At 62.3% G+C, this 15,840-nt stretch carries 14 protein-coding genes; 4 read left to right on the top strand and 10 right to left on the bottom strand.

The annotated features are described in order from the left end of the window. Positions 1 to 31: 31 nt before the first annotated feature. From JS541_RS05835 to JS541_RS05800, 8 genes are all read right to left on the bottom strand, one after another. Entirely contained in the window at positions 32 to 865 is an 834-nt protein-coding gene (locus JS541_RS05835) for an ABC transporter ATP-binding protein (RefSeq protein ID WP_214373547.1), read from the bottom strand. Further along, a complete protein-coding gene (locus JS541_RS05830; RefSeq protein ID WP_214373546.1) occupies positions 862 to 2,937 on the bottom strand; it encodes a dipeptide/oligopeptide/nickel ABC transporter permease/ATP-binding protein in 2,076 nt (691 codons plus the stop codon). Before JS541_RS05830 ends, JS541_RS05835 begins: the two co-directional genes overlap by 4 nt. A 2-nt stretch (positions 2,938 to 2,939) precedes the next feature. After that, positions 2,940 to 3,896, bottom strand: coding sequence for an ABC transporter permease (locus tag JS541_RS05825; protein WP_221343551.1), 957 nt, complete (start codon positions 3,894 to 3,896; stop codon positions 2,940 to 2,942). A gap of 161 nt (positions 3,897 to 4,057) precedes the next feature. Then, the gene (locus tag JS541_RS05820) at positions 4,058 to 5,629 is read right to left on the bottom strand and encodes an ABC transporter substrate-binding protein (protein ID WP_214373545.1); all 1,572 of its coding nucleotides are present in this window, start codon (positions 5,627 to 5,629) and stop codon (positions 4,058 to 4,060) included. A gap of 327 nt (positions 5,630 to 5,956) precedes the next feature. Continuing rightward, entirely contained in the window at positions 5,957 to 6,625 is a 669-nt protein-coding gene (locus JS541_RS05815) for an N-acetylmannosamine-6-phosphate 2-epimerase (protein ID WP_214373544.1), read from the bottom strand. A gap of 22 nt (positions 6,626 to 6,647) precedes the next feature. Beyond that, entirely contained in the window at positions 6,648 to 7,676 is a 1,029-nt protein-coding gene (locus JS541_RS05810; protein WP_214373543.1) for an ROK family protein, read from the bottom strand. Next, a complete protein-coding gene (locus tag JS541_RS05805; protein WP_214373542.1) occupies positions 7,673 to 8,593 on the bottom strand; it encodes a DUF4862 family protein in 921 nt (306 codons plus the stop codon). The genes JS541_RS05810 and JS541_RS05805 overlap by 4 nt, the downstream gene beginning before the upstream one ends. Before the next feature lie 111 nt (positions 8,594 to 8,704). Continuing rightward, the gene (locus JS541_RS05800) at positions 8,705 to 9,352 is read right to left on the bottom strand and encodes a DUF5701 family protein (protein ID WP_214373541.1); all 648 of its coding nucleotides are present in this window, start codon (positions 9,350 to 9,352) and stop codon (positions 8,705 to 8,707) included. 135 nt (positions 9,353 to 9,487) lie between these two features. Here JS541_RS05800 and asd point away from each other — a divergent pair, with 135 nt between their 5' ends. Together asd and JS541_RS05790 are read left to right on the top strand one after the other, a co-directional pair. Further along, the gene (gene asd / locus JS541_RS05795) at positions 9,488 to 10,582 is read left to right on the top strand and encodes an aspartate-semialdehyde dehydrogenase (RefSeq protein ID WP_214373540.1); all 1,095 of its coding nucleotides are present in this window, start codon (positions 9,488 to 9,490) and stop codon (positions 10,580 to 10,582) included. 196 nt (positions 10,583 to 10,778) lie between these two features. Further along, positions 10,779 to 11,999 carry an ATP-binding protein gene (locus tag JS541_RS05790; protein WP_214373539.1) on the top strand — a complete coding sequence of 407 codons (1,221 nt, stop codon included), beginning with the start codon at positions 10,779 to 10,781 and terminating at the stop codon, positions 11,997 to 11,999. A gap of 274 nt (positions 12,000 to 12,273) precedes the next feature. Here the strand turns inward: JS541_RS05790 and JS541_RS05785 are convergent, their stop codons facing one another. Together JS541_RS05785 and JS541_RS05780 are read right to left on the bottom strand one after the other, a co-directional pair. Further along, positions 12,274 to 12,858, bottom strand: a complete 585-nt coding sequence (locus JS541_RS05785; RefSeq protein ID WP_214373538.1) for an ACT domain-containing protein — start codon at positions 12,856 to 12,858, stop codon at positions 12,274 to 12,276. A gap of 60 nt (positions 12,859 to 12,918) precedes the next feature. Continuing rightward, positions 12,919 to 13,683, bottom strand: coding sequence for an aspartate kinase (locus JS541_RS05780; RefSeq protein WP_163230047.1), 765 nt, complete (start codon positions 13,681 to 13,683; stop codon positions 12,919 to 12,921). A gap of 153 nt (positions 13,684 to 13,836) precedes the next feature. Here JS541_RS05780 and JS541_RS05775 point away from each other — a divergent pair, with 153 nt between their 5' ends. Together JS541_RS05775 and JS541_RS05770 are read left to right on the top strand one after the other, a co-directional pair. Beyond that, entirely contained in the window at positions 13,837 to 15,234 is a 1,398-nt protein-coding gene (locus JS541_RS05775; RefSeq protein ID WP_214373537.1) for an ATP-binding protein, read from the top strand. 241 nt (positions 15,235 to 15,475) lie between these two features. Next, positions 15,476 to 15,679 carry a hypothetical protein gene (locus JS541_RS05770; protein ID WP_214373536.1) on the top strand — a complete coding sequence of 68 codons (204 nt, stop codon included), beginning with the start codon at positions 15,476 to 15,478 and terminating at the stop codon, positions 15,677 to 15,679. Positions 15,680 to 15,840 lie beyond the last annotated feature (161 nt).

The following is a 15,840-nucleotide window of genomic DNA, read 5'->3' as shown; positions in this document are numbered from 1 at the left end:
CGCACCGACGCGAGGCGACCTCGCCGAACGATCAGATGCACTCCTCCGGCGTCGGATGCAGCAGCGAGGGCGCCGCACCCAACAGCAGTTTCGTGTAGTCGTCCTGCGGGTTGTTCAGCACGTCCCGGGCCTCGCCGTGCTCGACGATGGTGCCGTGGTTCATCACGACGATCTCGTCGGAGACATAGCGGACCGTCTGAATATCGTGACTGATGAACACCATCGACAGACCGAGCGACTTCTTCAGATCAGACAGCAGGTTGAGGATCTGCGCGCGGACGGACACGTCCAGCGCGGAAGTCGGCTCGTCGGCGATGATCGCATCCGGGTTGAGCGAGAGCGCACGGGCGATGGCCACGCGCTGTCGCTGGCCGCCGGAGAGCTGGCCCGGCAGCGCGTTGAGCGCGGACTTCGGCAGGCCGACCATGTCGATGAGTTCGTAGGCGCGCTTGCGGCGGGCCGCGGCGTCGCCGAGCTTGTGCACCACGAGCGGGTCCATGAGCTGGTCCTGCACGCTCATGCGGGCGTTGAGCGCGGTGGCCGGGTCCTGGAAGACCACGGAGACCACGCGGCCGATGTCCATGCGCTCCTTGGCGGTGCGCTTGGTCACGTCCTGCCCTTTGAAGAACACGTGGCCGCCGGTGACGGACTGCAGACCGCACATCACGTTGGCCGTGGTGGATTTGCCGCAGCCGGACTCGCCCACGATGCCGATCGTGCGGCCGGGCATGAGCTTGAGGTTCACCTTGTTGACCGCCGTCACCTTTTTGGGGTGGAACAGCGTGCCGGCTCGCGTGGTGAACACGACTTCGGCGTTCCTCAGCTCGATGATCGGGACTACGTTGCTGTTGGTTGTGCTGCTCATCGCTGTACTCCCTTCAGGGCTTGCGCGGCCTCCTGGGCGGCCACTTCCGGAGTGGGTGCGAACCAGTCGTAGGTGAATGCGGGCGCGGGCGCGGGTTCGGGATCATCGGGCAGACAGGCCACCATGTGCTGGGTGCCGGGCACGCGCTTCATGACCGGGTGGATGTCGAGTCCGCGGTCCGGATGCGAGGAGCGCGGCGCGAACCGGTCGCCCTTGGGGAAGTCGGCCGGCGACGGCACGGTGCCGGGCACTTGGTGAAGTCGGCCCTGGCCGGCCTCGATGGAGGTGACGGAACCGAGCAGACCGCGCGTGTACTCGTGGCGGGGATCGGTGAGGATCTCCTTGGTGGACGCCTGTTCGACGACCTGACCGGCGTACATGACGGTCACCGAGTGGGCGACCTTGGCCACGAGCGCCAGATCATGGCTGACGAAGATCATCGCGAAGCCGAGCTTCTCGCGCAGCTCGTTGAGCAGGTCGATGACCTGCTTCTGCACAGTCACGTCGAGCGCGGTGGTCGGCTCGTCGGCGATGATGAGCTTCGGGTCGCGGGTCAGGGCCATTGCGATGAGCACACGCTGGCGCTGACCGCCGGACAGCTCGTGCGGATAGGATTCCAACGTGCGCTTCGGATCGAGGCCCACCAGTTCGAGCAGCTCCTCGGCGGTGCGGGTGCCGCCGCGCTTGGTCAGCTGCTTCATCTGCGCCTTGATGAGCATGGACGGGTTGAGGCTGGAGAGCGCGTCCTGATAGATCATGGCGATCTCGTGGCCGCGCAGGGCGTTATGCTCCTTGGGGCTCATGCCCACGAGATTCTTGCCGTCGAACAGGATCTCGCCGCTGATCTCGGCGCGCGGGTCGAGCAGTCCCATGATGGCCAGCGAGGTGATGGACTTGCCGCAGCCGGACTCGCCCACCAGGCCCATCGTCTGTCCGGCACGCACGGCGAAGGACAGATGGTCGACCACGTTCACGTCGCCGTGGCGCGGGAACTTGATGCACAAGTCGCGCACCTCGATGACCGGCTTGGCGTGGGAGAGCGGGATGAAGCGGTCCTTGCGCCTGAGTTCGGCCTCGCGCAGCTGTTCGAGGCGCTGATCGAGGCTTTCCTTCTGGGCGGCGTAGGCGGCCACCGGGTCCACGAGCAGACGGTCCTCCTTGCGGCTGAGCTCCTTGCCCTCCTCGCTCTGCTGGATGGGCGCGGTGGGCGCGGCCACCATCGCGTCGGTGATGCCTTCGGACAGGATGTTCAGGCACAACACGGTGACCATGATCGCCAGGCCCGGGAACATGGCCTGCCACCAGTAGCCATACAGCACGCCAGCCTTGGCGGAGGACAGGATGTTGCCCCAGGTCGGGGTCGGTTCGGGAATGCCCGCGTTGATGAACGACAGGGACGCCTCGAACACGATCGCGTCGGCCACGGACAGCGTGGTGAACACCATGACGGGGGCCGCGATGTTGCGCGTGACGTGCTTGAAGAGAATCCACGGAGCGCGGGCGCCGGAGACGATCACCGCACGCACGTAGTCCTTGCCATACTCGCTGATGATGTTGGCTCGCACGATGCGGGCCACCTGCGGCACGTACAGCACGCCGATGGAGATGATGATGCCGATCATCGACTGACCGAGGATGGAGACGAACACCGCAGCGAGCGCGATGGTCGGCACGGACATGACCACGTCGATCAGTCGCATGATGATCTCGGACACCCAAGTGCGCGAGACCGCAGCCACGGCGCCGATGATGGAACCGACGACGAGCGCGAACGCGATGGAGCTCAGGCCGATGACCAGCGAGTACCGCGCGCCGTAGATGACGCGGGAGAAAACGTCGCGGCCGAGGTTGTCGGTGCCGAACCAGTGGTCGGCGGTAGGTGCCTGATAGCTGAGGGTAATCTCGGTCGGGTTGTGCGGGGTCACGACGGACGCGAAGATCGCGGCCAGCGCGAGCACCGCGATGACGATGACGGAGATGCGCGTGCCGATGCTCATGCTCGACCAGCGCTTGACCCTGACCTTGGTATTGGGCTTGCTGAATTCGCGGGTTGCGTTGTTGCTTCCAAACATCGTCACACCGTCCTGATTCGCGGGTTGATGAGGACATAGAGCAGGTCGACGATCACGTTGACCACCATGAAGGCCAGCGCCACGACCAGCGCCACACCCTGCACGAGGGTCGGCTGGTTGTTGTTGATGCCGTCGAACATCGCGGTGCCCATACCGGGCAGGGCGAAGATGACCTCGATGACGATGGCGCCGCCCATGAGGTAGCCGATCTTCATGCCGAGCATGGTGACCGGGGTGATCAGGGCGTTGCGGAACACGTTGCGGGCCACGACCACGCCCTTGGGCACACCGGCGCCGATGGCGGTGCGCACGTAATCCTTATCGAGCTCCTCGACCATGGACGTACGGATGATGCGGGTGAGCGAGCCGGCCACGGGCAGGCCGAGCGCGAAGCTGGGCATGGCCATGCGGGCCAGGTATCCGGTCGGGTCTTGGGGGAAGGCGGGCAGGTCGCCGGCGCCGGGCAGCCAGGACATCTTGATCTGCAGCACGTAGATGAGGAGCACGCCGAGCCAGAAGGACGGGGTCGCAATGGCGATGATGGAGACCACGCGGATGGCCTGATCAACCCAGGTGTCGCGGTACAGGGCGGCCAGCACGCCGAAGATGACGGCGAAGACGATGGCGATGAGCAGGCCAATGAAGGTCAGCTGGAGGGTGATGGGGAACGCGGTGGCGATGCGGCCGCTCACCGGGTCCTTGTTGACGCCGTAGACGCCGAGATCGCCGCGCAGCAATCCGCCGAGGTAAGAGAAGAACTGCTCCCACCAGGGGCGGTCGAAGCCCATTTCGTGCCGGTAGGCGGCGAGCGCCTGCGGGGTGGCGTTCTCGCCGAGGGCGGCGACGGCCGGATCGTATTGGGAGAAGGACATCAGGAAGTAGACCAGCAGGGTCACTCCGAATGCCATGAACGGCAGGGCGATCAGTCGTCTGCCGAGGAGGCGTAGCAGGTTGTTCAATGGGACTCCCTTGTCGGATTGTTCAAGACAGGTGATTCAGGATGGCTCGGGATGGCATGGCCCGATGAATGGCATGGCCCTCCCGTCTCGCGGACGTTCATATGGCCCGCGGGACGGGAGGGCCTGTTATGGCTACGAGGTCTGCCGGGCGACGCTGCCGGTTACTTGTTCAGCTCGGCGTTCACCAAGTTGATGCCGGTGGAGCCGATCGCGTCGACGCTCTTGAACACGCCCTTCTTGAAGGCAGTGGTCGTCTGGCGGTGGAACAGCGGGTAAAGCGGGACTTCTTCGCTGAGCAGGTCGAAGCACTGGTTCCAGTAGTCCTGACGCTCGTCGTCGCTGGTGGCGTCCAGGGCCTTGTCCATCAGCTCGTGGAGCGTGGTGTAGCCTTCGGAGCCGTTCCAGAAGGTGCGGGTCTTGGTCCAGGCGTTGTCGCCGTACCACCAGTTCATCAGCAGGTCGGGGTCGTTGCCGAACACGGACGGGTCGCCGGGTGCGAGCACCATCGAGAAGTCGGCGCCTTCCTTGTCGGTGATGTTCGGGTAGAGGGCGGAGGATGCCATCGACTGGATGTCCACGTTCATGCCGATCTCGGCCAGATCGTTCTTGATCTGCGGGGCCAGCTGGGTGATCCAGGAGTGGTCGGTGGTGTAAAGGGTGAACTTGAGCTCACCGGTGACGCCGGCCTTCTTGAGCAGTTCCTTGGCCTTCTCCACGTTCTTGGTGTAGACGTTGCTGGCCTTGTGGTAGTTCGAGAAGTTCTCGGGCAGGAAGCTGGTGGCCGCGGAGGCCTGGCCGGACATCTGGTTGTCGATGAGCTTCTGGGTGTCGATCGCGTAGAAGACGGCCTGACGGACCTCCTTCTTGTCGAACGGAGCCTTCTTGGTGTTGAACATGAGGAACGGCAGGTTGAAGCCCTGCACGGTCTCCAGTTCGGAGCCGGAGGATTCGAGGGTCTTGAAGGCGTTGGCGGGCACCATTTCCATCACGTCCACCTTGCCGGCCTGCATGGCAGTGACGCGTGCGGTGTCGTCCACGGACACGTTCCACACCATGTGCGCGGTCTGGGCGGGGTGGCCGCCATTGTACTGGTCGTTCTTGTCGAACTTGACCTGCTGGTCGGTGATCTCCGTGTACTTCCACGGGCCGGAGCCGACCGGCTGCGCTTTGAGATCCTCGTCGCTCATTGAGGAGGGGACGATCTGGATGAGGGCGAGGCGCTGCTTGAACATCGGGAACGCGCGGGTGAGCTTGAAGGTCACCTCGGTGTCGGACTTGGCCTCGACGGAGTCGATGAAGTCGAGCATGGAGATGTACAGGCTGCCTTCGGCGGTGGTGCGCTTGTAGGAGGAGACCACGTCGTCCGCGGTGACCGCGGTGCCGTCGGAGAACTTGGCTCCGTCGCGCAGCGTGACCACGTATTCGGTGTCGGACACCTGCTCCGGTTCACCGGCGGCGAGCGCATTGAACACGGAATAGTCCGTGTAGTTGAGCGCGTACAGCGGTTCGGTCACGTGCCAGTTGCCGGCCATGGCGAGTGCGCTGGATGTGGTGGATGGCGAAAAATCACGGGTTGCATATGCGACCTGTGCCGTGATGGTGTCGGCTACGGCCGTGCCGCCGCTCGCTGTGCCTTTGGCGGCGTCGTTGCTGCCGCCGCATCCGGCGAGCAACATGAGGCCCGCGACGGTCGCCGCCACTGCAGCCTTGAATGTTCCGGTCTTCCTGATCATTGGTTCTCCTCGTCGTTGAGTACATGTAGGACCATCGTTCGAAACGAGACGGTGCCTTTCTGAAAATAGAGATGGGTGATGTTTCCCGATGGTGGATGATGCTTGCTGATGGTTGGTGATTGATTGATGATTCGGTTCTCGCCAGACCGATCGCTCGGTTGGGGGTCCACGAGAGCCGATAGCGTCGTCGTCGAACTGACTTAATGATAAGACGTCTGATGTCTGATTTCAAGTCGGGAGTGTTGCCGGTGCGGCAGATGCGGAACCGGCTCCTCGCTCGACCGTCGCAGTCACCGTTTTTCCTTGATATTCTGCGGTTTTCCAGCCTTACAGTTGCGCCACGAACCAGCTCGTGATGCTGGTGGGATGCGTGATCGCGGTGCCCACCACGGCGGCCCACGCGCCGGCGGCCATCACTTGATGCAGCTGTGCGGGCGTGTGGATGCGTCCCTCGCACAGCACGGGCACGTCGGGGAACGTCTCGATCATCTGGCCAAGCAGTTCGAAATCAGGGCCGTCGGTCTTCGGACGGTCGCCCGTGTAGCCGGACAGCGTGGTGGAGATGATGTCGGTGCCGGCTTCGACCGCGCGTTCGGCGTCGGCGAAGCTGCCGCAATCGGCCATCACGAGCACGCCTTCATCATGCAGGACGCGCACGGTGTCCGCGTAGGTCAGTCCGTCCGGCCGTGGGCGACCGGTTGCGTCGATGGCGACGATGTCCGCACCGGCGGCCGCGCAGCAGCGTGCATGACGCAACGTCGGCGTGATGTACACACCCTCCTCGCCGTCCTTCCAGATGCCGATCACCGGCACGCTCACCTGCCCTTTGATGGCGGCGATGTCCGCCAATCCTTGGCAGCGGATGCCCACGGCGCCGCCTTCGACGGCCGCCATCGCCATCTGCGCCATCGTCTCCGGATGACGCAGCGGCTCGCCCGGATACGCCTGGCAGCTCACCACGAGTCCGCCTTTGATTCGTTCGATCGTCTGATGCATGTTCGTTGCTCCTTTGCGTTTGTCAGGTATTGTCATGCGATTCGCACATCTGCGCCGTCATACGCACATGCCGATCCGCAGCGGCGGCCGCGCCGATAAGCGGCGCATCGCCACCGAGCTCGCCTTCGGCGAGCGGAGTGGGTTTGACCAGCGCGAGCGCCGATTCCGCGAATCCGGCGCGCAGGGCGTCCCACCAGATCGACCCGGCCTTGACCACCGAGCCGGACACCACGATCACGTCCGGGTCGATGAGGTTGCCCATACCGCCGATGCATTCGCCAAGCGCGCGGGCGCTGTCGGACAGCACCTCGCCGGCCAGTCGCTCGCCGGCTGCGGCACGCGACGCTACTTCCGCGCCATCGGCGACCGGTCCGAGAGCGCCGTCATCAGCCACGCCGCGCATCTCCTCGCAACGCCGGTTGTACAGGTCCTTGAGTCCCGTGCCGGACGCCACCGGTTCGATATGCCCGTCGCGGGTGCCGCACGAACACAGGAATCCTCGGCCCAGCGCACTGGGCACATGTCCAGCGTGGCCGGCCACGCCGTGCGCGCCGGTAAACAACTCGCCGTCTACCACGATGGCGCCACCGATGCCGGTGCCCACGCCGATCGACAGCACCACGGACTTGCCGCGACCGGCACCGTAACTGGCCTCGCCGAGTCCATGCGCGCCCACGTCGCCGATCATGCGCACCGGTAGATCGGTGACTTGCGCGAAGGCATCGTATATGCGCTGGCCGCGCCAGCCGGGCAGGATGTCGGTGGCGGCAACGATCACGCCGGTCTCGCTGTCCGGCACGCCGGCCGCCGCGATGCCGATGCCCGCAACCGTTAATCCTTCGGCTGCGGCACGTTCCAGCTGGCGTACGGCGAGCGCCACGATACGCCGCTTGAGATCGTCGCCGCCGCGCGCGGCTTCGGTCGGGATCTCGCAGCGACCCGTCACCACGGGCACCCCGTCGGCCGCGGCCGGCAGAGTCACGAATCCCGAGGCGACTTTGGTGCCGCCGATGTCGAATGTCAGATACGTGGACTTAACGGCCCCGCTCATGAGGTCGCCGCCTTGTCGGCAGCCTCATGGATACGCGCCAGATAGCCGAGTCGCTCCTCGATGGTCGCATCCTTGGGGACGCACACTTTGGCGCCCAAGTAATCGATCGGCGTCTCCTGCTCGCACGCGGCCCGCACGGTCGCCGCGATCGCCGCGGCGTCCATCAGCGAGGTCGGCTCGTCCGGGTTCATGGGCAGGTGGCCGTCGATCCAACCGTATCCGTATTGGGTTTCCTCCGGCCCCGCTCCGGAGAACATGAGGCCCGCAAGCACGCCGGCCTGTGCGGCCTTGCTCACATGGTCGACCGCGGTGGCGGCGGCGCGGCCTTCCACCACGGAACGACCCCAGTTCACGGTCAGTCCGATGCCGGTCTGGAGGCACAGGTCGATCTCGTCCTCGATGGGCAGGAATCCTTTTTCCGGCTTCTGGCCTTCGATATATCGGTCGCAGTGCTCGATCACCAGGTCGGCTCCGGACCAGTCCCACTGCACCAGTTCCTCCAGCGAGGCGGCCATGGCGTCGCGGCTGGCCTGCGCGGTGGGCGCCGAATGAATTTCCACGAATCGGATATCCTGAGCGCCGCGCCGTTGCATGAAGTCGGCAAGCGCGCGGCATACCTGTTCCATAAAGTCGAGCGCGGCCCGGCGTCCGTCGTGGTTCGGGCTGGCGAGGCCGAAGTTCGGGTCCTGCCATACGTGCTGCATGGTGCCGGGAATGACGGTGACCGTGTTGCCATGCCAGTGCGCGGGCAGGACGCCGGCCAGCCACGTGTGATCCGCGGGCTGCGCGAGGTCGCCGGGGAAGGGCAGTTCGGTTCCGGATATCCACGATTGTTGCCCAAGCAGGTTGTAGTAGTCCTCCTGGGCTTTTCGCCCCTGAGGCAGCGACGCGTAAGCGCCGACGACGAATAACGGCATGCTGGTTTCCTCCTTGAAAAGCTGGTGCCAAGACATACCTATCGTACTATCATCAGACGTCTGATGTCTAATCTCCGGAGCGTCCGACAACAACGCTCCCATCTGAGCAGGCTATCTGAACAGGCTCACGCCGCGACGTGACATGCAGTACGCGTTGCCCAGCCACGTATGCCGCGAATTCGGCCACACCGCACCCAGCCGCGGCGCGTTCTGGCTCATCCAGATACTCGGCACACGGCCGTCCGCACTGCGCGAGCCGAGCAGGTTGAACCCGTTCTTCTCGAGTAGCCATTCCGGGTGCTGCGTCGCGATCGCGAGTCCCTCCTCAAGCGTGAGCGGCGTGCGTTCGTCGGAGTCGATGAGCTTGCGCGCCACATCCGGCTCGCGGTTGATGTAGCAGGTGCCGGTGTGCGGCTCGACGACGAGGTAGAACGGGCCTTCCGGCGGCTCGAAGCCGTCCTGCAGCAGGAAGCTGGCGATGTCGCGCGGCGGCATCGTCGTGAAGCCAGCCATGCGGTTGATGCTGGTTCGCGCGATCAGCGACTCGGGCGAGACGAGTTCACGCGTCGGGATCAGCAGGATGTCCGTGCCGAGACGGTACCGCGGGTCGTCGGCGTCCGGATCGCACTGCTCGAGCGCGGCGATCAGGGGCTGTGCGAGCGCGCGGAACGCGGCGGCGGAGATGTCCGCCACGTCCGGGTACCCCAACGCCACCAAACGGTCCAACTGCTTGCGTGCTTCATCCGATGCGATCGACATATCCTCCAGCCTACCAGCGGCCCGACCGACCGCGGACCGGCCAGCATATGGGAACGCGCGGGCCGTTATGCGCCGCGGTTCGTACAATGGTCGGCAACTCGCAGTCCGTTTATCCGCACAAACATAGGGGTTGGTATGTCCGAAAAACTCAAGGTCGGCATCCTCGGCGCGACCGGCATGGTCGGCCAGCGTTTCGTCACGCTGCTCGAGAATCACCCGTGGTTCGAGGTGACGACGCTCGCCGCGTCCGCTCATTCGGCCGGCAAGACGTACGAGGAGGCGGTCGGCGACCGTTGGAAGATCGAGACGCCGATGCCCGAGTATGCGCGGCACATGACCGTGGTCGATGGCGACGATGCAGAGTCGGTCGCGGCCGGCGTGGACTTCATGTTCTCGGCGGTGAACATGCCGAAAGACCAGATCCGCGCGATCGAGGAACGGTACGCGAAGACCGAGACGCCGGTCGTCTCCAACAACAGCGCGCACCGCTGGACGCCGGACGTGCCGATGGTCGTGCCGGAGATCAACCCGGAGCATTTCGCGGTGATCGAACACCAGCGCAAGCGCCTGGGCACCACGCGCGGCTTCATCGCGGTCAAGCCGAACTGCTCGATCCAGGCGTACACGCCGGCGCTGGCCGCGTGGAAGGAGTTCGAGCCGCGCGAGGTGGTCGTGAGCACGTATCAGGCGATTTCCGGCGCGGGCAAGACGTTCAAGGACTGGCCCGAGATGGTGGGCAACATCATCCCGTTCATCTCCGGCGAGGAGGCGAAGAGCGAGAAGGAGCCGCTGAAGGTGTTCGGCCACGTCGACCCCGAGAAGGGCGAGATCGTGCCGTTCGACGGCCCGCTGCGCATCACGTCGCAGTGCATCCGTGTGCCCGTGCTCAACGGCCACACCGCGACCGTGTTCCTCAACTTCGGCAAGAAGGCCACGAAGGATGAGCTGATCGACCGGCTCGTCAACTACACGTCGAAGGCGGCCGAGCTCGGTCTGCCGCACGCGCCGAAGCACTTCATCCAGTACCTGACCGAGGACGACCGCCCGCAGGTCAAGCTCGATGTGGATTACGAGGGCGGCATGGGCGTGTCGATCGGCCGTCTGCGTGAGGATTCGATCTTCGACTGGAAGTTCGTGGGACTCGCGCACAACACGCTGCGCGGTGCGGCCGGCGGCGCGCTCGAATGCGCCGAGATGCTCAAGGCCCTCGGCTACATCACCAAGAAGTAAGCCGTACGCTCGCAACGCGTCTCTCATCCCCGTTCGGAACAGCCGTTTCCGGACGGGGATTTTCATATGTCTTCATCGTCATCCGTTCTTATCTTCCGTCAATACGCCATATTCTTCATACAAGAAACCTTTCCAGTTCTTTAGAATTTTTCTTCTATAGAAGAAGAATTCTAAAAAAATTGATATAATCTCTATCATGAAAGAAAGCAGGCCGCTGATTGATCGTCCCCGATACCTCGATCGCATCATGCCGTTCATCGGCGCCGACGATGTCATCAAGGTGCTAGTCGGGCTGCGGCGCAGCGGCAAATCGGATATGCTGCGGCTCATCCAACAGCGACTCATCTCCGAAGGCCGCACTCCCGACCAATTCATCTCCCTGAACTTCGAAGACTATTCCCTCACCAAATATCATGACCCGGACGCGCTGTACCCGTATCTCATGAGCCGCATCAACGCCGTCGACGGCACGCCCTACGTCTTTCTCGACGAAGTGCAGGAAGTACGCGGTTTCGAAAAGGTCGTCAATTCGCTGCGTGCCACGACAAAGGCGGACGTGACCATCACCGGATCGAATTCCACGCTGCTGTCTGGCGAACTGGCCACCTATCTTGGCGGACGCTATGTGCAGTTCGAGATTTTCCCATTCGGCTATGCGGAATTCCGCGACGCCCGGCAGCGTATTCACGGAGACGACTCCTTCAATGCGTTCCTCATGGAAGGCGGCATGCCTTTCGTCGCCGCCGGCAGCTGGGATGAGGAAAGCCGCCGCACATACCTGACGGACATCTACCGTTCCGTTGTGCTGCGCGATGTGGTTCGACGCCATCGCATCCGAGACGTGGCGTTATTGGAACGCATCGTCATGTTCGCCATGCAGAACACCGGCAACGTGTTGTCCGCGAATGCCATCGCCGCATATCTTAAGGCGGAGCGCATCGACGCCGGCACACAGACCGTCATCAATTATCTGGAGTACTGCCGCGAGGCGTTTCTGCTGGAACGTATGAACCGCACCGATCTGGTCGGCAAGCAGGTGCTGAAAACCCTGCAGAAGTACTATGTGGCCGATCATGGATTACGCAATGCGATTATCGGCGACGGCACCGCGCAGATACAGGGCGTACTGGAGAACATGGTTGCGGTGGAAGGGCTGCGCAGGGGGTACACGGTTTCCGTGGGCACGGTCAACGGCAAGGAAGTCGATTTCGTATTCGACAAGGGTTCTCAACGCCGATACGTGCAGGTGACGTATCTTATCGACAGCGACAAGACCGCTGAACGTGAGTTTGGCGTATTCACAGACGTTCCGGACAATTACCCCAAGACCGTAGTGTCGATGGATCCCATCCTGCGCCCGCGAGACGGCATCGAGCATCGGCGAATCGATGAATTCCTTCTCGCCGAGGATTGGTGATGAGGGCTCGCCGCCCTATCTCGAAGCGTCCGGCTGCCGTTAGGAGTCAGCTCTTTTGGAGGAAAACGGACGCTCAATGCGGCGTCAGCGTCCGTTTTCGACTAGGAGATCGCCGCCAGTGGAAGGAACCGGACGCTGCCGGGCAACAAAGAGGGCGTTTGTTCATAGGAAGCCACCGCTCCTATGAACAAACGCCCGCAAGCAGTACGCCGGTATCGCCGAATTCAGCCGGCAAACGATCCGGCGCCGCCGAACCCGCAGCCGACTGCCGAAATCAGCGGCCGGTGCCGCCGTAGACGACGGCTTCGATCTGGTCGGAATCCAGACCGTAGGCGGTGTGCAGCGCACGCACCGCGTCGTTGAGCTGCTCGAGCGGCACGAGCGCGGCGATACGGATCTCGGAGGTCGAGATCATGAGCACGTTGATGTTCTTCTCGCTGAGCGCGGTGAAGAACTTCGCCGCGAGACCCGAGTGCGTCTTCATACCGACGCCCACCACGGCCACCTTGCCGACGTTCGTGTCGATATCGAACGAGCGGTATCCCAGCTCCTCATGCTTGTCGAGCAGCACGTCCTCGACCTGCTTGACGGTCGATTCCGGCACGGTGAACGAAATGTCCGCGGTGCCAACCGACGCGCCGGCCTGCACGATCATGTCCACGTTCACACCGGCCGTAGCCAGCTCAGTGAACACCTTCGCAGCCATGCCCGGCTCGTTCGGCACGCCGCGCACGGTGGCGAGCGCTTCGGAACGGTCGTGCGCGATGCCGGAGATGACCGGCGCTTCGGGGCCGAGATCGGGGAACAGGTCGCCCATCGACTTGGCGCCCTCGTTGTTGGCAGTGTTGTTGTCGCTCATGGTTATTGCCTTACTCGTAAAAGTCTGTATCGGTTACGTTTATCTGATGCCGGATGACCGTCAGTCCAGGTTCGGCAGCGTGCGCGGGTCAACGCCGTCCGGCACGACCAGCGTGCCCGGACGGTGCGAGAATGACGAACGCACGTGCAGCGGCATGTTGAATCGCTGCGCGTATTCGACGCAACGCAACGCAAGCACCTTGGACCCGCAGCTGGCCATTTCGAGAATCGCGTCGTATCCGATCACCGGAATGCGCCGCGCGGTCGGCACGATGCGCGGGTCGGCGGTGAAGATGCCGTCCACATCGGTGTAGATCTCGCAGATGTCGGCGCCGAGGGCCACGGCCAGCGCGACGGCGGACGTGTCGGAGCCGCCGCGGCCGAGCGTGGTCGCGTCGCCCTTCGCGTTGATGCCCTGGAAGCCCGCGACGATCGCGACGTCGCCGAGCGAGAGCGCGTTCTTGACACGATCCGGCTTGACGGCCTTGATATGGGCCGCGCCGTAGCGCGCATCGGTGAAGAAGCCGGCCTGCTGACCGGTGAACGAGTGCGCACGGTCGCCCTCGGCGTGGATGGCCATCGCGAGCAGGCTCATGGAGATGCGTTCGCCGGCGGTCATGAGCATATCCATCTCGCGCTCGGGCGGATTGGAGTCGATACTGAGCGCCTGGTCGATCAGATCGTCGGTGGTGTCGCCCATCGCGGAGACGACCACCGCGACCTTATTGCCCTTTTTCTTCGTCTCGACGACGCGCTTGGCCACGCGCTTGATGGAGTCCGTATCGGCGACCGACGAACCGCCGTACTTCTGCACGATGAGAGCCACTGCTGTCCATTCTCTCTATGGGTAAACTTGCCGCCTATTCTACGTAAGCGGCACGATTATAAGGATTGCGCCTCATGCGGAGCGGACAAGCACCCACCATGCGGACGCAGCGCGACGGCGTTCAAGGGGCTTCCGGGTTCGTATTCGGTCACCATGCCGGAATTCAAGGAATCCAACAACGATGCCTTTATGATCGGCAAGGACATTTCCGCTCTCGCCAATGCCGCAGCCGTGGAAGGCCAATACTATGCCTACATGCTCTGGGGTGTTGACGACAACACGCACAATATCATCGGCACTACTTTCAATCCGCTCAATGAGAAGCATAAGGGACAGGAACTGGAGCTTTGGCTCCGTCTCAAATTATCCAAGAACGCGGAGTTTCGGTTTATCCCGATCAATGTCGATGATAAGCGTCTGGTAATCCTGCGCATATGGCCGGCCGCAGGTTATCCCGTGTCGTTTGACGGCGCCGAATACGTTCGGTCCGGCACCTCGACGCAACCGTTGGCAAAGAACTCACAACGCGAACGTCGGTTGTGGGAGGTCACCAAATCGGAATCGTTCGAGGAGCAGATTGCATTGCCTTGGCTGACGGCCGAGGAAGTACTGACCCAGTTGCGTTGGAAAGCGTACTTCACTCAGTCTGCGACTCCGATGCCTTCCAGTCAGGAATCGGTCTTGCGGTATCTGGAAACCGACCACTTGGTGAAGGCATTGGATAGCGGACAGTATGCCATTACCAATCTGGGTGCGTTGCTGTTCGCCGAGGATCTGCAGCAGTACCCCACCGTCAGCCGTAAGGCGCTGCGAGTCATTAAGTATGATGGAGTCCGCAAATCGTCCCCCTCGCGAACTCAAACCTACCCACACGGATATGCCGACATGGATTCCATCGCGGCTTTTCTGCAAGCATGGCTACCGGAAAGCGAGACCATCGGACGAGCCTTACGCGTCACCACATTCGCCTATCCGCCGATCGCAGTACGAGAACTGCTCGGCAACATGCTCATCCATCAGGACCTCACCATACGAGGAGCCGGACCGCTTATCGAGATTTTTGACAATCGTGTGGAATTCTCCAATCCAGGTAACTCCCTGATCAGCATCGAACGTCTCGTCAACGATCCACCGGCTGCGCGCAACCCCAAGCTCGCGGCACTCTCCCGCAGACTGCATATGTGCGAAGAAGCAGGTTCCGGATGGGACAAGATCATCGACGCATGCGAGACCGCACAACTCCCGTCTCCGGAGATACAGCAATCGGATGGCGATAGCCCAAGCATCATGATCAGGCTTTCCCAATACCGTCCGTACACTCAACTCAGTACCAGCGAACGCATGGATTCATGCTATTGGCATGCATGCATACAGTTTGCTGACGGGACCTGTCTGACGAATGCGTCCCTGCGCGCAAGGTTCGGCCTTTCGGATTCGTATTCGTCTCAGATCTCACGGCTGATCCGTGAAGCCGTACACGCAGAATTGATCAAACCAGTTGATCCCGATGCGTCGCGAAAGAAGATGGAATACATACCGGCATGGGCGTAAGCGTCGTACACTGCAGACCAATGGTTTTATTTGACGAGTAACCGTAATTCGGTGGCCTGAAACCACAAAAACGTTGATTTTCCAACGATTTTTTATTTGACAGTTATTTGACGATTTATAGTGCGCATGCGGTCTGACCGCACGGACGACGATCTCTGTACATACGCAAGGAGTCCGGCATTCCGTTGGGGGGGTGCCGGACTCCTATGATTGTTCGGAGCATTACGCGAAGGTGCGGCTCATGCGGTCGGTCGAAGACCTGAAACTGGACGGATACACGGTTATCCAGAATTATTTCGACGCGCTGACTGATTACAACCGCATGTATCGCATGCGCGAAATCGAACGACTGCGATCGGATCTGTACATGGGTGATCTGATTCGCTCGACGTTCACGTTTTTGCGTATCATATTTGACAAATGGTTTGTGCTTTCAATAGACTGAATCGTTAGATAACAAAAAACTGAACGGTTTTTTATGAGGCTTCTGCTGTTTTCGTGGGTTAGGTTGTTGGTGTTGGTAGTTGGATGTTGAGTCCGCCGCATCTGAGCATGACGAGGCTGATGAGGTTGGTGACGTGGTGGAAGCCGTAGGCCATGCGGATG

Origin of the sequence: Bifidobacterium sp. SO1 (genome assembly GCF_018555335.1) — a bacterium.
Taxonomy (GTDB): domain Bacteria; phylum Actinomycetota; class Actinomycetes; order Actinomycetales; family Bifidobacteriaceae; genus Bifidobacterium; species Bifidobacterium simiiventris.
The sequence above is the reverse complement of the archived record's forward strand: the minus strand, read 5'-3'. Positions and strand labels throughout refer to the sequence as shown.